Source organism: Streptomyces sp. NPDC056144, assembly GCF_042264145.1.
Taxonomy (GTDB): Bacteria; Actinomycetota; Actinomycetes; order Streptomycetales; family Streptomycetaceae; genus Streptomyces.
Genome location: NZ_JBHJVF010000002.1, coordinates 56,913 through 73,943 on the forward strand (window position 1 = coordinate 56,913; position 17,031 = coordinate 73,943).

The following is a 17,031-nucleotide window of genomic DNA, read 5'->3' on the forward strand; positions in this document are numbered from 1 at the left end:
CCCACGGTCTCAACCGTGGTCTCGCTACGCCGGGATTCCGCAGGCGTCTCTCATGGTCTGCCGACGGTTGCTGATGCGGTTGACCTGTATCTTCAGGGCATCCGCGGAGTTCTTCGAGTTCCCCGGGTCTATTTCCGCGGACGCGAGGAGCAACCGGGACGGCCGCGGCACCGGATGCGGGAGGAGGGTCCGTCCCTGCGCACATCCCCGCACGCACGGGGAGCAGTCCTCCTGACCAGTAGTTCTCCCCCCAACAACTCCCCCAGAACCACTTTCACCGAAACAGACAAAACACCCAACCTTCATTCAGTGATGGCGCCATTCAAGGAACGACTGTGGCGGATATTTCATGTTTGATCGGCGCAGACACGTTCTCGGCCCCTGCAGATGAGCGTGCTCGATGAGGGGAAATCCGCTGGTGGCGAGCTGACGTACCGGGTCATGCTGCGGTGGTGATCGAACGGGATGACGCGATACGCATCGTCGAGGAACACCTGGAGCATGACCATCAGGCGTGGGCCGCTGCTGAGGCCGAACAGCTTCCGCGCAACGTGATCGCCGGCGTGGTCGAGCACGAGCTGGTCTGGAAGATCTACGTCCAGTCCGAGGAGTATGCGCGAACGCGCAATGCAGCCGCGATGCTGGTGGGACACGGCCCGTATCTGGTCGACCGCTCCGACGGCGGACTCCACTCGATCGGAACCCTCTCCGAGATCGAGGGGGCATGGGAGGACGACTACCGCGGCCGTATCCGAGGGCTGCCGGTACGCACTCCCGTGGACGAACTCCACGACGAGCTACGGACGGCAGCTGAAGCGGCGGGTGGGCGCATGGCCGCCGTCCGCGCCCTCCGCCGGAAGGTGACCGGGCTGTCCCCCGCGCATGCCCTCGCCTATGTCACCGGGCTGCTCGCGGGCGAAGTGCCAGCACAGCTCCTGGCTGTTGCTCACCAGGAGCTGGTGAAGCCCGTCGACCGTGTACTGGCCGTACGCACCTACGGCGTCGATGCCGACTTCTGAGCCGCGACGAAGACAAACCCACCAACGAGATGCGGCCGGCTACGACGGCTCAATGAACGACAGCGAGAGACGCCAAGTCCATCCCCACACACGCGAGGAACGGGGCGAGATGCCGGCGCTGGGCATCAAGGTCACCCCCGCGGGCGCGGGGAGCAGCGTCCGATAGCTGTCGTCCTTGGGCAGGAACCGGGTCCATCCCCACACCTACAGTCGAGCTACTCGGCATTCATCTTCTCCGCCGTGGGGAAGCCCGACACCGACGCCAGGAACTGCGCTGACGTGAAGTAGGGATTGTTCGTGCCACCGAGCACCTCGATGAGGATCGCTTCCCCGTCGCACTCCATGACTCGGTACTGGTCACCTGCCCGGAGAGCTAGGTCCTTGCCGTCCTCTCCGTCAGACACGACGTCGAAGACCTGGCCCTTCGTTGAGCACGCGGCGTTCCGCTTCTTGACAGCAGCCTTAGCGGCCCTGAGTACGCTCTTCCCGCCAGCTTCAGCACCCCGGCCGATGGCCCACCCGCCCACGGCAGTGACGACAGCCAGCGCCCCAGGGCCGCCCACCTTTTTCGCCAGTGTCGTCATCATCTGGTATCCCCCCAGATTGCCCACCCGTACCTCCTCGTTGGCCCCGCATCAGAGGCAATTTTATGGAAGGTGGCCATCGACAGGGGCCGAAACCCGAGCACCCTGCCTGGTGACACATCGCTGACACTCGACGTGGCACCGCAGGTCAGCGCCAACACCAATGTTCTTGCACTCCCTAATGACGTGGACAGTATCCGGTTCGGCTTCGCGCTGTGCATCGAGGCCAACTTCCCGGAACTGTGCGCCGAGTACGAGCGTCTGGACGTCGGCTGCGTCCTGCTGTCGGCGGGGAAGACCATCAAGGCCTTGAGCGGTCAGCCTGCCTTGGCAGGCGCTTCGGTCCGCGCCCGGGTGCTGGCGAGGCGGTAGGAGCCGGACCGGTCTCGCTGCTGGTGCCGTTGAGGGTCAGGCGGTTGACGATGGCCGCGCAGAAGCAGGAGTCGGTGAAGGCCTTGGTCCGGCCGCCGAAGGACTCGTTGGGTCCGCCCCCGCGCGCTCGGGGTGGGATGGCCAAGTGCCGGCTCTACCGCCGTAGGCGCTGGGCACCAGGAACCGCAGCTGCCAAGCCCCGGATACGCTGGCCCTTCCTAGCTCGGTCGGAGGTCGTCTCAATGTTCCCCCCGCGGGTAGTCGCTGTGGCCCCCCTGGCTCTCGTGGTTCTCGCTCTGTCCGGCTGCTCTTCCTGGGGGTGCACCGACACAGCGGCGGAGCGCGGTAGGGCTGGTGCCAGGGTGCAGGTCGTGGACACAGACGGGCAGTTTTCCGGCGTCACCGCCGCGGTCGTTGGCTGGAGCCTTGAGCCCCACCCGCAGGCGCCCTCCGAAGGTAATCAGGTCCACTTCCGCTTCCGCTTCGACGGCGCCGATGATTACTCCGACACCGCGGTGGACGCCTGTGCGGTCGACAAGAAGCGTCTGGCGTTGGGGTGTCAGACGGTTTCCTCGTCCCAGGCGTTCGGGCCAGCCGACGATCCCCTCACCGGTGACCACTGGCTCGACATCGAGCACCCCGAGCAGGTTGACGCGGTGCTGTTGATCCCCAACGACCAGTCCTACAACCCGACGAGTTGCACAACGGATATCAAGGACGGTGGCGGGACGCACCCTCCAGGATCACCCAACGTGGGAGACCAGTTGTAGGGAGTACAAGGCAGTCGAACGCGGGACACGGACACACGCGGGGGGGGCGGACATCGGCCCAGAAGAGGTCTGCAGGAACCTGGGACCATCCCTGCATTCACGGAAACGCGGAACTCGTCCAGCCATAGACAGCGTGTTCTCGCCTCATCCGCCGTACTCCAAGGCGTCATCGGCCGCCGGCCCTTCCGCTTTGATCTTCAGTAGCCGAGAGGCAACGGCACCCTCGTTGCGGCCGAATTCCTGCGACAGTTCGGGCAGCGAGGCGCCTTGGGCACAGCGCTCGGCGAGCCGCTGTTCGTCTTCGGGCTCCCAGGGCTTGTACGCGTTGGGGTGCCGTTGCCGCTTCGTCTCCACGGTGTACGCCTTGGGGGTTTCCGGCTCGGTCGCAGGGCGTGGATCGGGCACGAGGTCGCTGGGGTACGGCGCGAGTTTGAGGCTGTACAGCTTCCAGCGGATGGACTTCTCACTGCGCCCGAGTGCCTCAGCCAGTTGCTCTGGGCTGCTGCCTGCTCGGTGGTGCTCCTTGAGGTAGGCGACGGCTTCGGTGGTCCATGTCTGGCCAGGACGGGTGGCTTTGACGGGGGCCGCGGAATCGGCGGACGAGGTGCGCTCCGCGGCAGAGGCGATGGGGGCGGAGAGGATGAGCTGGCCGACCTCGTCGAGATCGCGCACGTCGATCTCTCCGGTCAGTTCGCCGTGGATGACTCCGTCGGAGGTGCAGACGACGATGGTGATGTCGACTCGGCCTTCTGCCAGGAGGTCGGCATGAAGGCTGTAGCGGCGGTGCGGGCTGCCGGTCTCGAGCTTCACCGTCGCTGTCGCCTCCCGCACTGCGGCTGGGGGCGGCGTGAGCGGGTGCTCGTAGGCCGGAGACAGTAACTCGTGAACATGCCAGGTAGCCACGTAGGAGGCGCCGTCATCGAGCCGGTAGCTCGCCTGGCTTGCTTCCAGATCACACGCCGCGTAGAGAACCTCGACCTGTTGGCCGTCGAACAGACCAGGGGCCTGGGCCGGTGCCGTGGGCGAGAGGCTGAGGACCCCGCGGCCCGGCCGGATGTCATGGATGGCAGCGTCCGGATCCCCGTACCAGGCGCCATTGGCATCACGGAAGGCGTAGATCAGCACGACAAGCAGCCCTTCAGCCGGACAACACGTCGGTAAATGATGGCCCGCTCAGCAGCAGCTTGACCTCGAGTTGGCCAACCTGCAGCCCACACGAGCGGCAGACCAAACTGTCAACACCTCGTCAGCACCCGGCAGTCCGGCGAACGCACCAAGACACGTTCACACGTCGCGGCGTCGTACGAGGGCCATCGCGAGGGCGGCCGCGAGCAGTGGCCAGAGGGCGTACACGGTCCAGGAGCCGGGGATGGTGGCGTCGTAGCCGAGCGAGTGGGGATCCGGTTCCCAGGTCTGCGTCAGGCGTCGCCATGCCGCGGCCGGCATTGCGTGGTTCACGGCGGCGGACCAGCGCACGCTCTGCGAGAAGATCGGCGGCAGCATCACCAGGACGAAGGACGTGGTGACCATGGTGGCGGCGCTGTGCCTGATCAGGGCTCCGAAGCCTAGGCCGACCAGGGCGCAGACCGGGGCCAGGAGGGCCGACGCGATCAACGCGCGGAGCACTCCGGGATGGCTGAGCGGGACGCCGGCTCGCTCTTGGCCGAGGATGGCTTGGGACACCAGGAAGGAACCGGTGGAGACGGCCGTGCCGAGCGCGGTCCACAGTGCGGCGGTGACGACCGCCTTGGCCGCCGTCACCGCCACGCGGGCGGGGACGGCCACGGTGGTGGTGGCGATCAGGCCGCTGCTGTACTCGCTGACGACGGTGAGGGCGCCGATGCTCCCCGCGACGAGCATCAGCGTCATGTAGCCGGCCGGGGGGAACGCGACGAACACGTGGAATCCCTCTTGGGCCCGTGCGGCCGCGCTCATCCGGCGCAGGTCGTCCTTCTCCGCCAGTGCGGAGACCGCGGCGGATCCGATGACGAACAGGGTGGTGAGGGCGAGGGTCCACGGGGTGGAGCGCAGGGACCGCGTTTTGATCCACTCGGAGGCGAGCAGGTCGCTGAACCGGGCGGGCGGCTCGGTGGGGGACGCGGCCGAGGCGGTCGAGGCGGTCGCGGGGGCCGGGGAGGGAGTGGAGGTGGGTGAGGTCATCGGGGCTGTCCTGCCTGGTATTCGACGCTGTCGGCGGTGAGTTCCATGAAGGCCTCCTCCAGCGAGGCGGTTCGGGCGGTCAGCTCGGTCAGCAGGATCCCGTGCTCGTAGGCGAGCGCCGCGATCCTCTCGGCGGGTAGCCCCGTCACGGTGAGCTTCTCGGCGCCCTGTGATCCTTCCGGGGCGATCGGGGCGGTCGGATCGGTCGGGTCGGTCGGGTTGACCGAGGCGCCCGCTGCGGTCAGTACGGCGGCCAGTTCGGGGGCCTGCCGGGTGCCCACCACGACGCCGCGGCCGGTGCTGCGGGCCGCGAAGTCGCGTACCGACTCGTCGGCGATGAGCCGGCCCCGGCCGATGACGACGAGCCGGTCGGCGGTGTTCTCCATCTCCGCCATGAGGTGGCTGGAGAGGAAGACGGTGCGGCCCTCGGCCGCGAGGCGTCGGAAGAGGCGGCGCATCCAGAGCACGCCTTCCGGGTCCATGCCGTTGACCGGCTCGTCGAACATCAGCACCGGCGGGTCGCCGAGCAGGGCGGTGGCGATCCCGAGCCGCTGCTTCATGCCGAGCGAGAACCCGCCGATGCGGCGGTTCGACGCCTCGGCCAGTCCCACTTCCCGCAGTACCTCGTCCACGCGGCGCGGGGATATCGCGTTGCTGCGGGCCAGGGCGGACAGGTGGGCCGCGGCGGTGCGTCCGCCGTGGACCCGGCCGGCGTCGAGGAGGGCGCCGACGTGCCGCAGTCCGCGGGCGTGGCTGCGGAAGGGCACCCCGCTGACGGTGGCGGAGCCGCCGGTCGGCGCGTCGAGCCCGAGGACCAGCCGCAGGGTGGTGGTCTTGCCGGCGCCGTTGGGGCCGAGGAATCCGGTGACGTGTCCCGGCCGCACGGTGAAGGAGAGGTGGTCGACGGCGGTCTTGGTGCCGTAGCGCTTGGTGAGTTCGTTGACTTCGATCACGGGAGCAACACTCCCGGGAGGAGCCCCGTCCGGTCATGGGGCCGTGGGCGACCATCGCCGGGCCGGGTTCGCCCGTGGGCGTACGCCCACGGGACGACGCCTCCGGGGTTGGTGGCTCGATAGCCTCCCGGGATGAACGACGACATACCGACCTCCGCGCCGCCCTCACGCCTCGTGACCTGGGCGGGGGGAGCCTCGTACGTGCTCGCGGCGGGTCTGCTCGTCGGAGGCGCACCGCACGCTTCGGGCACGGTCCACGGCCTCGGGGCGATGCTCGCCGCGGTCCTGCTCGTCGGTGTCCTGCGGCTCGCTCCGCTTCTGGCCCTGGGGATGGCGCTGCTCGGATCCTCCGTGGTTCTGGCGGGCGCCCCCGCGGACCTCTCGGACGCGTACCGGAGCCTGTTCCTGGCGTACCTGTCGGCGGACCTCTTCCTGGGGTTCGTCGTCGCCACCCGCACGCGGCGGGCCTCGGCCCTCGCGGCGGCCGGATCCTTCCTCGTACAGCTCCTGATGATCGGCGGGTTCACTCACGGGAGCGACATGATCGGCAACGTCGTCATCACCGTCCTGGCGATGGCCGCGGCCTGCACCGCCGGCCAGTTGAGCCGCGAACGACGGGAGCACGCGGTGGCGTTGCGTACGCGGGAGGTGTCCGAGGCCGTCGTCGCCGAGCGGCTTCGGATCGCCCGGGAGCTGCACGACATGGTCGCGCACAGCATCGGCATCATCGCGATCCAGGCGGGGGTGGGCAGCCGGGTGATCCAGGCCCATCCCGAGGAGGCCCGCGAGGCGTTGTGCGCCATCGAAGTGACCAGCAGGGAGGCCCTGTCGGGGCTTCGGCGCACGGTGGCGGCGCTCCGTCAGGCCGATCCGGACGCGGGAGCCTCGGGGAAGGCATCGCTGGCGCCTTCGCCCGGCCTCGCGGACCTCGAACGGCTGGCGGCGGCCACGGCCGAGGCAGGGGTACGGGTCGAGGTGCGCCGCAGCGGGGAACAGCGCCCGCTTCCAGCCGACATCGACCTGTCGGCCTACCGTATCGTCCAGGAGGCGTTGACCAACGTGGTCCGCCACGCGGGCACCGGGGAGTGCCGGGTGACCGTCGGCTACGGGGACGGGGAACTGTCGGTGGAGATCGTCGACGAGGGGCGCGGAGGCGCCGGGGACGACGCGGCCCACGGCTTCGGCATCGTGGGCATGCGCGAGCGGGTTGCCCTGCTGCACGGCCGCTTCAGTGCCGGGCCACGTCCCGGGGGCGGTTTCCGGGTGACGGCGCGACTCCCGCTGCCGGAGCCCGTCGGAGTTGCGGTGGAGGCCCGATGAGCGGGGGCCCCGTACGCGTGCTGCTGGTCGACGACCAGCCGTTGGTGCGGTCCGGGCTGCGCATGCTCATGGCCCACCACCCCGACCTGGAGGTCGTCGGCGAGGCCTCCACCGGAGCCGAGGCGGTCCGGCTGGCCGGGGAGATCGACCCCGACGTCGTGGTGATGGACATCCGGATGCCGGGCATGGACGGAATCGAGGCAACCCGCCTGATCACCGCAGGGCCGGCGACCTCCCGCGTCCTCGTCCTGACCACCTTCGACGAGGACGACCACGTCTACGGCGCGCTGCGGGCCGGAGCGAGCGGCTTCGTGCTCAAGGACATGGCGCTCGACGACATCCTCGCGGCGATCCGCGTGGTCGCCGCCGGCGACGCGCTGATCGCGCCCGGCGTCACGCGCCGCCTGATCGCAGAGTTCGCCGGTCGCCCCGCGAGCGCCCCGGCGCGCTCCGCACGACCGGTCGAGGGCATCACCGAGCGGGAACAGGAAGTACTGACTCTGGTCGGGCGCGGCCGGTCGAACACCGAGATCGCGGCGGACCTCTTCATCACGGTGGCCACCGCGAAATCGCACGTGTCCCGCCTGCTCACCAAGCTGGACGCCCGGGACCGGGTTCAGCTCGTGATCACCGCCTATGAGGCGGGGCTCGTTACGGTGTCCGGCTGAGCGCCTGTGAAAGCGGCATCGGGTTCCTGGTCCGCTCCTGGCGCAGCCGCTGAGGCAGTGACCGTGAACCGCCCGTGGTGCGGGCCCGCTCCCCCGGCGCGGCGGCCGCGGTCTCGTCCTGCTCGGCAGCGGCCGGCCATCGCCATACCGAGGCCGGCCTGTCGCTGGTGGCTAGGATCATCGAACTGCCGCGTGGTTGATCCGCTGATCCGCGTGCGCGGGCGCGGCGCCCACCTGGGTGCCGTGGACGATACGGATCCCGGTCACCTCGGCTCGGATCATGTGACGGAGGCGAACGTGCTGATCACTGTCGCGGACGTGGAAGCCGCAGCCGAGCGGATCGCCGGGCATGTTCTACGGACTCCGACAGTGCCGAGCCACGGGCTGTCCGCTCTCCTTGGCGCGCCTGTCACCGCGAAACTGGAAGTACTGCAGCGCACCGGCTCCTTCAAGGCACGCGGCGCGGCGGCGAAGCTGCTCACGCTCAGCGAGGTGGAACGCGCCGCCGGGGTCGTCACGGTGAGCGGCGGCAACCACGGCATCGGGCTCGCGGTCATGGCATCGGCGCTGGATATCAAGGCGACCGTCGTCATGCCACGGTCCGCCCCCAGGCGCGCCGTGGACATTGCCGAGGCCGCCGGGGCGAGCGTCGTCATCGCGGACACCATGGACGGCGCGTTCGCCCTCGTGGACGAACTCCGGGCCAAGGGGCTCACTCTGGTTCACCCCTTCGACGACCCCGTCGTCATCGCTGCCCAGGGCACGGTCGGCCTGGAGTTCGCGGAGGATGCCGGGGAGCTCACCGACGTACTCGTCAGCATCGGCGGCGGGGCGCTGATCTCGGGCGTCGCCACCGCGCTGCACGCGCGCCGTCCGGGTGTACGGATCTGGGGCGTGGAGACCGAAGGCGCGCGAGCCATGTCGGCGGCCCTGGCCTCCGGCGGGCCGGTGCCGGTCGAACTGTCCTCGATCGTCTCGACACTGAGCGCTCCCAGCGCCTCACAGCTCACCTACGAGCATGTCTCGGCGCTGGTCACCGATGTCCTCACGGTGACCGACGCCGAGGCCGTGCAGGGCACCCTCGATCTGGCCGATCACGCGAAGGTCTGGGCCGAGCCCGCCGCCGGATGCCTGCTGCCCGCGGCACGCCGGGTCCTGGAGCGCGTCGGTGAGGGTGCCAGGATCGGCCTGGTGGTGTGCGGCGGCAATGCGACGACCACCGATGTGATGGCCTGGGCCGAGCGCTTCGGGCTGCGCTGATCGCGCAGGCTTCGGACCTGACTGGGTCGGGGCGTAGTGGACGATGCTGGTCTCGCAGGGCTCCACGTACGTCTTGAGGGTGTCGGCCTCGGCCTGGTCGACGGACGGACCCGGCTCGTGCACGGGTTTCAGCTGCCGCTTGAGGTGCGGTTCAGGACCTTGCTGGGGCAGTCGGGGATGTCGGAGCCGTCCGCTGCCCTGGCCGTGTCGTCGCCATTGAGGTAGTAGGCGGACACCCAGGCGTTCCTGCCGGTCGGGCCGGTTTCCGTCAACAGCCACCACGAGTTCCAGATGTCACCGAGGCCGTTGACGTCTCCGCCCCGGACGCGGCAGTGGACATGGCTGCGGCCGGCCTCGAACTCGCCGAGCCGGTCGGAGTCCCTGGTCGGCTCGCTGCGGATCACACCCGCCAGGACGAAGGTCACCGCGACCTCGCCCAGCCCGGTCGCGGATGACGGCGCGCGCGTGGCGGTCTGTGAGCCAGGTGCCTTGCTCGGCGAGGTGGGTGTCGTGCTCGGCGAGGGCCCGCCAACGTGGTCCTCTCGCTGGGAGTTGGCGTAGAGCACGGCCGAGACGACGAGGGCCACGGTCGACAGCACGGTGCCGACCGCAATCACGGCCCGGCGCGGAAAGGCCGACCTGGCGGAGCCGGGAGCACCCTTCGGCCGGTTGTCCGTACGGTCGTCGCGGATGGGTTCCGGCATGCTTCCGGGAATGACGTCCGGCGCCCGCTCCGGAACGGGCTCCAGCATCGGTGCCGGGGCCGGGGCCGATGGCGAGTCCAGGGCCGTGGGTTCCGGGCCCGTCACCGCCGTCGTCGTGCGTACGGCGTGGGCGACCGGCGCCGGAAGCCAGAGTTCGGGGACCGCGAGCCGGTCGGGACGGTCGCCGTGCGTCGCCGTCAGCAGCTCCAGGAGTTCTGTCACGTCCGGACGCTGTTCCGGGGCCTTGGCCAGGCAGCGCCGCGTCACTTCCCGCAGGCCGTCGGGCAGATGCGTGAGGTCGGGTTCGTCGTGCACGGCACGGTAGGCCATCGTGAGCGCCGGACCGTCCCCGAACAGGCCTCTGCCAGTGGCTGTCCACGCCAGGAGAACCCCGAGTGAGAAGACGTCGGAGGCCGGCCCGACCGGGTCTCCGGTCACCTGCTCGGGAGCCATGAAACCGGGGGTTCCGATGATGGCTCCGGCCTTCGTCACCCTGTCGGCACCGGTGGTGTCGGCGGTGCCGACCGAGATGCCGAAGTCGATCACGCGCGGGCCGTCCGCCGACAGCAGGACGTTCCCCGGTTTGAGGTCCCGGTGCACCACCCCGGCGGCGTGGATGGCCTCCAGCGCCTCGGCCAGCCCCGCCCCCAGCGCGAGAACGGAGTCCTGAGCCCAAGGCCCGTACGCGCTCACGGCATCACCCAGGGACATGCCGGGGACGTAGGCGGTGGCGAGCCACGGCGGATCCCCGTCCGGATCCGCGTCCACCACGGCGGCCGTGAAGACGCCGTTCACCCTGCGGGCTGCGGCGACCTCCTGGGCGAACCGGCGCCGGAAGCCGTCCTCCTCCGCCAGGTCCGGCCGCACGACCTTCACTGCCAGGGCCCGCCCGCTCGGGGACCGTCCGAGGTACACCCGGCCCATGCCGCCGGCACCGAGCCGGGAGACGATCCGGTACCGCCCCACCTGCCGCGGATCCCCTGCCACCAGGGCAGTGCCCATCGTCATACCCGTCCCCCGTACCGCCCGACTCCTGCGGCGGGAGACTATCCAGCCCGCCGCCGGGCCGCCAGGCCCGGCTCTACCGCCGGCACCACACCCGTGTCAGTCATCGTCATCCGGCACCGCGCATGATCGGCCGGACACGCCCTAGCAGCAAGGGAGGGGGCCTCTTGCGCACGGCCGGCCGACTGCCAGGCCCCAGCAGGGCAGGGCGCCGTACCCCCGTCACGGATGACGGATACGTGAGGCGACCGCACCACCGGGAACGGGCGGGCGGGGAGCAGCTGCTGCCGCGATGTGGCACTGTCCGGTGTGGTCGCTCCGCGTCGGTACCCGTATCACCGTGGCCGATGAGCATGTCGTCTGGACATCAGCGCCTATGCCCGCTGCACAGCGTGTGGGGCGACGGCAGACGGGATGGGAGCCCTGGGTGTTCGGCGAAGGTTGGCAACAGTGGCAGCTCGACCCCAAAGCCGCTCCGTCGACCTACTCCTGAATCGGCAAGTCCGGATGGGCGAACACGAAGAGCATGTACGCAACGGCCGCTGCCGTACCGACCGAAGAGAGCGCCAGGCCGGTCAGAGGCTGCGCACGGCTGACGCCCTTTCGTGAGGCAACGCGGTATTCGATGGCACCCAGGAAGAGGCCCGTGAGGCCGAGCGGCAGGGCCAGAGCCCAGACGAGCATCCAAAGCGGGCAGCAGAACCAGAACGCAACGGAAGCCCCGCCGCAAACGACGGAACGGCTCATCCGCCCAGATCTGTCGCCAGCCGGATCATCAGAGTGGGTCATCCTCTGATCAAAGCAGCAAGGTAAGGAGGCTCAGGAGCCGCCCTGGCAATCACCATGCCCCTCGCGTGCCCGATCCAGCGGGGAGTCACGGGGAGTATCGGACTGTCACGCTGTCCGGACACATGAATGACCCCCGACCAATCGGCTGGTCAGGGGCCGTTCACCTGCGATGGGCGTCCCGTAGTCGCTCCCCAGTCTTCGGGTGCCTTGCCCCTCATGGATGCCCACCGCGTGTCATGGACTCATCGATTCCTTCAGCCGCTTCTTCCAGGTAACCCATCCGGGCCTGCGCCAAGCTCAGCCGGCCGTTGGGACCGCCCCGGACGATGTGAGCGTCCGCGTCGTCCTGCCCGTCGTCCTCCCAGCCGCACTCTGGACAGATCTCGAAGTTTGCCCGCTCCTCCAACGTTCGCTGGAAGCAGCATGGGCACGCGATGAGGTCGTTAGCGGCGTGATTCGCGGGACTGGTGGGCGTTTCGTCAGAGACCATGGCCGCCATCGTCCCGCTCCCCGGAGTGATCCACAGTAAACGGCCTAGCCGAATGTGCTGACTCAGGATCAAATCTGTGGTCAGCGGCGGTTTTCCGAGCGCGGACAGCCTGGGCCAGGCAGGCGCGAGCGGGCATCATTCGCTTGCGGCTTCAGGGCCGGGGGCCGGCCTGGTGCTGCTTCCCGAGTTCGTACATGAGCTGCTCGTTCGTCTTCGCGTTGAGGCGTTCGCGCAGGGCGGCCATGTAGGTCGTGTAGGTGCGCGGGCTGATTTCGAGTGCTCGTGTGATCGCGTCGCGCGTGTTGCCTTCCGCGAGCATCTGGAGCATGTCGCGCTCGATGAGCTCGCGGTCACTGGGGCTGTCCGCCGACGCCGGGAACCAGGGGTCGGCTGCCTCCCAGTGCAGCTCGTACTCCTCGCGCAGCCACGCGAGCATGGCCGGGTCGCGGACGACGATCGCGGGTTCGTGACGGCCCTCCCCCACCCGTCGGTCCGAGATCACCGCGAGCGAGTCGGTGATGATCATGCGGGGGAACCTTCGCGAGGAGGTCCTGCTCTCGGCTGCGCCGGTCTCGGCTGTCTTCCTGGCGTAGTCGGTCTCAGGAGTTCGGGTCCGGGCGCTCGTGGGGTACAGGCTGCGGTAGCGGACGCCGCCCTTCTTGAGGAGGGCGACATCGCGGACGGCTGCCACCGCCAGTCGTTTCGCGTGTCTCGGCTGTGTCTGGGATGCCCAGACGGTGGTGGAGGTCTCGATCGCGGTGTGAAGGAAGTGGTGAATGGCTGTGGGGTGGTCGATGATCTCGATCGCGTTGGTCCCGAACTGCCCTGCGGACACGGCCGGGTCCAGGGTGTCCAAGGCCGAGGGAATCTGTCGGATCCGTCTGAGAAGCCGATCGACTTCGTCAAGTTCCTGGCGGATCAGCTCTCGCTCGACATGCCGCAACGGCCGTGCGCTGGGCCTGTTGGTGAGGGGCTCGGTGAAGACGACCCCGATGCTTCGGAGCTTCTCCAGCTGCGGATCGTCCGCCTTCAGGTCGTCGTCTCCGCGCCGAATACTCCAGTAGAGATCCACGTCGTCGGGGGAAAGGTCGAGCCCGTCGGCCTTCGAGGCCGCTTCGCCGTGTTCGTCCACCATCTCCCCCTGCCCATCCGCGCAATGCGCCGATGGGCACCCTTGATTCCTTGCGAGCACCAGGCTGGTAAGGAAGCCTAACTTCCCGTGAGCTGCCGGGATCTGCTCGATGAACCCGCAGGTCCGAGCGGAAGACCCTTCTTCCACAGAAAGAATCCGACGAAGGAGACACCTCGTGATAGCCGTGAGTAAGGCCGCAATCGGGATTGGCGGAGCCGCCCTCGCCGCCCTGGCATTCTCGTCGCCGGCGCTCGTCCAGGCCGCCGCCGACCCGGAGGCGCAGTACGTGATCTCAGCGGACCCGGAGTGGAATGCACCGTCGGTGGCCGCGCCTCAGGACCCCTACTGGAACTGAATCGTCTTGCGCGGACCGCGCCGTGAGTTCCGGAACCCGGATCACGGCGCCGGTCCGGCCGTACCGAATCCGCCCTGATCAGGAGAGACACAGGAATGCCGAGGGAGCTACGACGTCCGGGGGCGCACGGGCGGCGAGGGACCGGCAGGTGGGGCGCCTTACGTGCGTGGGGGGATCTGTGGGCGGCTACGCGGCAGGCCCGGCGGATCATCAACCGGGACTTGGGTCTCATGGGTGCCAGCGACATGGACGCCGTGGTCAGGGCTGTCGAGGAGAAGCGGGGCAAGAGGATCGTCACGGTCCGGGTGCCGCTTCCGCCCGAGGTGTCGGCCTTCTGCGTCCGGGGTCATGACCGGGATTACGTCGTCGTCGACTCAGGGGCCGGTGAGCTGACGCGGGCTCACTCCACCCTGCACGAGCTCTTCCATCTCTGGGAGGAGCATCCTGCCGAGGACGGCGGTCACGACCTGGCGATGGACGAGGAAGCGATCCGTCTGCTCCTGCCGGGCGTCAAGCCCGAGGCCGTACTGAGGGTCCTGACCAGGTCCCACTACGCCAAGAAGGCCGAACTGAGCGCGGAGACGTTCGCCACGACCATGCTGCAGCGGCTCCAGTTCGACGCGTCCCGCGGGGACGAGACGGTCTCCTCGACTCTCGCGCACAGGAGTGCCGGTGTCTGAGCACACGACGACGGTGGTCTACCTGGCCATAGCGGCCGTCAACCTGCTCATCACCCTCTGGAAGGGTGCGGCGCTCCTGCGGGAACGCACTCCCACGCTGGCCCTGATCACCCTGAGCTTCTTCGTCTCGGTGTTCGTGTACATCGCGGCTTCCCCGGCCGGCTATCGCGCCGTGGGCGAGGTCACGGGGATCCCCAGCGCCGCAACTCTCCCTGTGTACATGGGGATTGTCGTCTGCTACGCGAACACGCACCTTCTCGCGTTGCTCTGGACCGCCACCACGTCGCCCGGTGAGCGCACGGAGGTCCGACGGCGGGCAGCCGCGTGGGGAGCGGCGTACGGGCTGGTGCTGATCGCGATGGTCGTCACCTTCTGGTCGGCGGACCTGGGCGGTCTGGCCGCCGATCCCCGACGCTTCAACACCGACTTCGCCGAAGGACATCCTTTCGTTCTGGCCTATCTGGTGCTGTTCCTGGCCGCGCTGACCTGCGCCACCTGGAGCACGGCCCGGCTCGCCCGTCGTACCCACACCACCGATCCGGTTCTCCAGCACGCCGTGAAGTACTTCAGCGTCTCGATGGTGCTCTGCATGGGGTACGTGGCGTGCAACGCACCGGCCGTCCTCTTCGCGAGCCTGGGCCATCACGCTCTCGACGACGTGGGGGTCGCCGGATCGCTGTTCGGCTCCGCGGCCGCGGTCCTGACCAGTTACGGGATGACCGGTGCCGCCGTCAGCGCGTGGCTGCGCGAGCGACGTGACATCAAGGCCCTCCAGCCGTTGTGGCTGCTCGCCGTGAAGGACGTGGACGAAAGGCTCGCTCTGGACGCGAACGGTCCCGGCCTGCGCCTCACCCATGTCCGGTTCGCGCTGCACCGCCGGGTGGTCGAGATCCTCGACGGGATGCGCGTGCTGCGCGCCTGGTCGTCGGCCGATGCGGCCGAGACCATCACGCGGCACGTGGAAGCGGGCGGTTCCGCCTTGTCGGCGGCGGAGCGGCAGGCCGTCGTGACGGCGGCCGTGCTCCGCGATGCCGGGCTTCGTCTCCGGGAGGCACGTACCCATGCGGCTCGTCTCCATGCGGCTCGTTCGCGGCGACCGGGGCGGCCGGTCGCGCCCGCCAACCCCGTCGCCGCGCTTCCGGGGGAGGACACGGCCGCGTCCGAGGAGCGGGGCAGGCTGCTGCTCGTCGCCGCCCACCTGAACCATCCGCTGGTCGTCTCGTCGCTGCGAGAGCTGAGGGCCCAGGGCCTCGACCCGCAGCCGCGGCAGACCGCTGGTGGGCGCGAGGTAGTGTCCTGATCGGCCGGTGCCGAGCACGGCGCCGGCCATGGGGGTTCGAGAACTCAGCAGTTGAGCTGAGGTGGGGGTTCTTTGTGAAGCGGGCCATCGTCATGGGCGGAAGCTACGCCGGGCTCTTCGCCGCCCGGGTGCTGAGCGAATACGCCGAGGACGTCGTGGTGGTCGAGCCCGACGTCGTCGGGGACGACGGACTCGGTCGCCGTGTCCCGCAGCGGCACCAGCTCCACGCCCTGCTGGCCATGGGGCACACGCAGCTGGAACGGTGGTTCCCCGGGATCACGGAGGAGCTGGTCAAGGACGGCGCCCTCCTCGGCCTGGGTGACGACGTGCAGTTCTACCTGGACGGTCGGCTGAAGGCCCCGGTGGCCGAGGCGCGCATGCTCGGTGCCACCCGGCCGTTCCTGGAGGGGCACCTGCGGCGCCGGGTCGCCGCCGTCGGGAACGTGCGGTTCTGCCGGGCGCAGGCCACTGGTCTGGTGTTCCGGGGGGATCGTGTGGCTGGTGTGACCACGGTGGACACGGCGGCCACGGCTGACAGCGAGGCTGGGGGCGGTGCGGCGGCCTCGGGCGGTGGGCCGTTCGAGGGTGGCGAGGCGGCCGGGGGCGGTGAGACGCTCGACGCCGAGTTCGTGGTCGACGCGATGGGGCGTAACAGCCCGTTGGAGGGCTGGCTCGCCGAGTACGGGTGGGACGCAGCGCCTGTCGACCGTATGAGGATCGACCTCGGCTACGCCACCGCCTCCTTCCGCCGCGGCGACGAGCTGGGCAGTACGGTCATCGCCCACTCCAGCCCGGGGCCCGCCAGCGGCTATCAGCCCACGATCACGGAGCCCGGGGCCCTGGCGGCGGTGGAAGGGGACCGCTGGTCGGTCGTCCTGGCCGGGTACGCCGATCACCGCCCGGGGCCCGACCCCGAGGAGTTCCTGCGGCGGATGCGCCGCTGTGTCGACCCCATCCGGACCGTGGCGGACGCCTCCGAGATGCTCGGCGAGGTCAAGACGTACCGCTTCGTCGAAAGCCGCCGGCGGGTGCACACCCGCCTGAACCGCTTCCCGGGCGGACTCGTCGTCGTGGGCGACGCGCTGGCCAGCGTCAATCCGGTCTACGGGCAGGGCCTGACACTGGCGGCCCTGGCGGCCAACGCCCTCGGCGCCCACCTGCGCTCCGCCGCCTCCCCGCGGGATCCGGCATGGGCCTACTTCCGCCTCGCCGAAGCCGTCGTGGAGGGCGCCTGGCAGCTCTCGACTGCCGCTGATCTCGCGCAGCCCCACGTCACCGGCCCGTACCCCCGCGGCTACCGCGTACAGAAATGGGTCGCCGACCGGCTCACCGAGGCGTCCGTGCTCGATTCCGCCGTGAACACGCGGTACATGGGAGTCGTGAACATGGAACTGCCGCCCAGCGCCCTGACCGACCCGCGGTTCCTCGCCCGCGCCGTCCGCGTGCTGCTCAGCAGGTGAGGTGGTTGAG

At 69.5% G+C, this 17,031-nt stretch carries 18 protein-coding genes and 1 pseudogene; 10 read left to right on the top strand and 9 right to left on the bottom strand.

Annotation, left to right across the window (positions count from 1 at the left end):
- The first annotated feature begins 452 nt into the window (after positions 1-452).
- On the top strand, positions 453-1,019 hold the full coding sequence (locus tag ACFC0Z_RS06785; protein WP_376433568.1) for a YrhB domain-containing protein: 567 nt from the start codon (positions 453-455) through the stop codon (positions 1,017-1,019).
- A gap of 215 nt (positions 1,020-1,234) precedes the next feature.
- On the opposite strand, the gene ACFC0Z_RS06790 is transcribed toward ACFC0Z_RS06785, so the two are convergent.
- Positions 1,235-1,606, bottom strand: coding sequence for a hypothetical protein (locus ACFC0Z_RS06790; RefSeq protein WP_376433570.1), 372 nt, complete (start codon positions 1,604-1,606; stop codon positions 1,235-1,237).
- A gap of 69 nt (positions 1,607-1,675) precedes the next feature.
- On the opposite strand from ACFC0Z_RS06790, the gene ACFC0Z_RS06795 reads away from it, so the two are divergent.
- A complete protein-coding gene (locus tag ACFC0Z_RS06795) occupies positions 1,676-1,975 on the top strand; it encodes a hypothetical protein (protein ID WP_376435090.1) in 300 nt (99 codons plus the stop codon).
- Here ACFC0Z_RS06795 and ACFC0Z_RS06800 read toward each other — a convergent pair.
- Positions 1,921-2,084, bottom strand: a pseudogene (locus tag ACFC0Z_RS06800) (AAA family ATPase); the annotation flags it as partial. The gene ACFC0Z_RS06795 and the pseudogene ACFC0Z_RS06800 sit on opposite strands and share 55 nt — an antisense overlap.
- A gap of 262 nt (positions 2,085-2,346) precedes the next feature.
- Between ACFC0Z_RS06800 and ACFC0Z_RS06805 the strand changes: the two are divergent.
- The gene (locus tag ACFC0Z_RS06805) at positions 2,347-2,745 is read left to right on the top strand and encodes a hypothetical protein (RefSeq protein ID WP_376433572.1); all 399 of its coding nucleotides are present in this window, start codon (positions 2,347-2,349) and stop codon (positions 2,743-2,745) included.
- Positions 2,746-2,889: 144 nt separating this feature from the next.
- Here the strand turns inward: ACFC0Z_RS06805 and ACFC0Z_RS06810 are convergent, their stop codons facing one another.
- The 3 genes from ACFC0Z_RS06810 to ACFC0Z_RS06820 all read right to left on the bottom strand — a co-directional run bounded on the left by ACFC0Z_RS06810 (position 2,890) and on the right by ACFC0Z_RS06820 (position 5,858).
- Positions 2,890-3,870: a hypothetical protein gene (locus tag ACFC0Z_RS06810; RefSeq protein ID WP_376433574.1), complete on the bottom strand. Its 981-nt coding sequence runs from the start codon at positions 3,868-3,870 to the stop codon at positions 2,890-2,892.
- A gap of 159 nt (positions 3,871-4,029) precedes the next feature.
- Positions 4,030-4,905 (bottom strand): ABC transporter permease, encoded by an 876-nt coding sequence (locus tag ACFC0Z_RS06815; RefSeq protein ID WP_376433576.1) that lies wholly within the window; start codon positions 4,903-4,905, stop codon positions 4,030-4,032.
- Positions 4,902-5,858, bottom strand: coding sequence for an ABC transporter ATP-binding protein (locus tag ACFC0Z_RS06820; RefSeq protein ID WP_376433578.1), 957 nt, complete (start codon positions 5,856-5,858; stop codon positions 4,902-4,904). Before ACFC0Z_RS06820 ends, ACFC0Z_RS06815 begins: the two co-directional genes overlap by 4 nt.
- 132 nt (positions 5,859-5,990) lie before the next feature.
- On the opposite strand from ACFC0Z_RS06820, the gene ACFC0Z_RS06825 reads away from it, so the two are divergent.
- The 3 genes from ACFC0Z_RS06825 to ACFC0Z_RS06835 all read left to right on the top strand — a co-directional run bounded on the left by ACFC0Z_RS06825 (position 5,991) and on the right by ACFC0Z_RS06835 (position 9,106).
- A complete protein-coding gene (locus ACFC0Z_RS06825) occupies positions 5,991-7,178 on the top strand; it encodes a sensor histidine kinase (RefSeq protein ID WP_376433580.1) in 1,188 nt (395 codons plus the stop codon).
- Entirely contained in the window at positions 7,175-7,846 is a 672-nt protein-coding gene (locus ACFC0Z_RS06830) for a response regulator (RefSeq protein WP_376433582.1), read from the top strand. The genes ACFC0Z_RS06825 and ACFC0Z_RS06830 overlap by 4 nt, the downstream gene beginning before the upstream one ends.
- A 300-nt stretch (positions 7,847-8,146) precedes the next feature.
- Positions 8,147-9,106 (top strand): threonine/serine dehydratase, encoded by a 960-nt coding sequence (locus ACFC0Z_RS06835; RefSeq protein ID WP_376435008.1) that lies wholly within the window; start codon positions 8,147-8,149, stop codon positions 9,104-9,106.
- Positions 9,107-9,234: 128 nt separating this feature from the next.
- On the opposite strand, the gene ACFC0Z_RS06840 is transcribed toward ACFC0Z_RS06835, so the two are convergent.
- The 4 genes from ACFC0Z_RS06840 to ACFC0Z_RS06855 form a co-directional block, all read right to left on the bottom strand.
- The gene (locus ACFC0Z_RS06840; RefSeq protein ID WP_376433584.1) at positions 9,235-10,818 is read right to left on the bottom strand and encodes a serine/threonine-protein kinase; all 1,584 of its coding nucleotides are present in this window, start codon (positions 10,816-10,818) and stop codon (positions 9,235-9,237) included.
- Positions 10,819-11,298: 480 nt separating this feature from the next.
- The gene (locus ACFC0Z_RS06845; protein WP_376433586.1) at positions 11,299-11,604 is read right to left on the bottom strand and encodes a hypothetical protein; all 306 of its coding nucleotides are present in this window, start codon (positions 11,602-11,604) and stop codon (positions 11,299-11,301) included.
- Between the two features lie 214 nt (positions 11,605-11,818).
- Complete coding sequence (locus ACFC0Z_RS06850) at positions 11,819-12,103, bottom strand: CPCC family cysteine-rich protein (RefSeq protein ID WP_376433588.1); 285 nt, start codon at positions 12,101-12,103, stop codon at positions 11,819-11,821.
- Between the two features lie 142 nt (positions 12,104-12,245).
- Positions 12,246-13,229, bottom strand: a complete 984-nt coding sequence (locus ACFC0Z_RS06855) for a LuxR C-terminal-related transcriptional regulator (protein WP_376433590.1) — start codon at positions 13,227-13,229, stop codon at positions 12,246-12,248.
- A gap of 172 nt (positions 13,230-13,401) precedes the next feature.
- On the opposite strand from ACFC0Z_RS06855, the gene ACFC0Z_RS06860 reads away from it, so the two are divergent.
- The 4 genes from ACFC0Z_RS06860 to ACFC0Z_RS06875 all read left to right on the top strand — a co-directional run bounded on the left by ACFC0Z_RS06860 (position 13,402) and on the right by ACFC0Z_RS06875 (position 17,021).
- Positions 13,402-13,581, top strand: coding sequence for a hypothetical protein (locus ACFC0Z_RS06860; protein ID WP_376433592.1), 180 nt, complete (start codon positions 13,402-13,404; stop codon positions 13,579-13,581).
- A gap of 230 nt (positions 13,582-13,811) precedes the next feature.
- On the top strand, positions 13,812-14,261 hold the full coding sequence (locus ACFC0Z_RS06865) for a hypothetical protein (RefSeq protein WP_376433593.1): 450 nt from the start codon (positions 13,812-13,814) through the stop codon (positions 14,259-14,261).
- Positions 14,262-14,274: 13 nt separating this feature from the next.
- Positions 14,275-15,561: an MAB_1171c family putative transporter gene (locus ACFC0Z_RS06870; protein ID WP_376433595.1), complete on the top strand. Its 1,287-nt coding sequence runs from the start codon at positions 14,275-14,277 to the stop codon at positions 15,559-15,561.
- Between the two features lie 74 nt (positions 15,562-15,635).
- Positions 15,636-17,021, top strand: coding sequence for an FAD-dependent monooxygenase (locus ACFC0Z_RS06875; RefSeq protein WP_376433597.1), 1,386 nt, complete (start codon positions 15,636-15,638; stop codon positions 17,019-17,021).
- The last annotated feature ends 10 nt before the right edge of the window (positions 17,022-17,031 follow it).

Excerpts from the sequence above, each read along its gene's own strand:
- ACFC0Z_RS06790 (WP_376433570.1), bottom strand. The coding sequence starts at position 1,606 with ATGATGACGACACTGGCGAAAAAGGTGGGCGGCCCTGGGGCGCTGGCT.
- ACFC0Z_RS06815 (WP_376433576.1), bottom strand. The coding sequence starts at position 4,905 with ATGACCTCACCCACCTCCACTCCCTCCCCGGCCCCCGCGACCGCCTCG.
- ACFC0Z_RS06825 (WP_376433580.1), top strand. The coding sequence starts at position 5,991 with ATGAACGACGACATACCGACCTCCGCGCCGCCCTCACGCCTCGTGACC.
- ACFC0Z_RS06830 (WP_376433582.1), top strand. The coding sequence starts at position 7,175 with ATGAGCGGGGGCCCCGTACGCGTGCTGCTGGTCGACGACCAGCCGTTG.
- ACFC0Z_RS06840 (WP_376433584.1), bottom strand. The coding sequence starts at position 10,818 with ATGACGATGGGCACTGCCCTGGTGGCAGGGGATCCGCGGCAGGTGGGG.
- ACFC0Z_RS06845 (WP_376433586.1), bottom strand. The coding sequence starts at position 11,604 with ATGACCCACTCTGATGATCCGGCTGGCGACAGATCTGGGCGGATGAGC.
- ACFC0Z_RS06850 (WP_376433588.1), bottom strand. The coding sequence starts at position 12,103 with ATGGCGGCCATGGTCTCTGACGAAACGCCCACCAGTCCCGCGAATCAC.
- ACFC0Z_RS06855 (WP_376433590.1), bottom strand. The coding sequence starts at position 13,229 with ATGGTGGACGAACACGGCGAAGCGGCCTCGAAGGCCGACGGGCTCGAC.
- ACFC0Z_RS06865 (WP_376433593.1), top strand. The coding sequence starts at position 13,812 with ATGGGTGCCAGCGACATGGACGCCGTGGTCAGGGCTGTCGAGGAGAAG.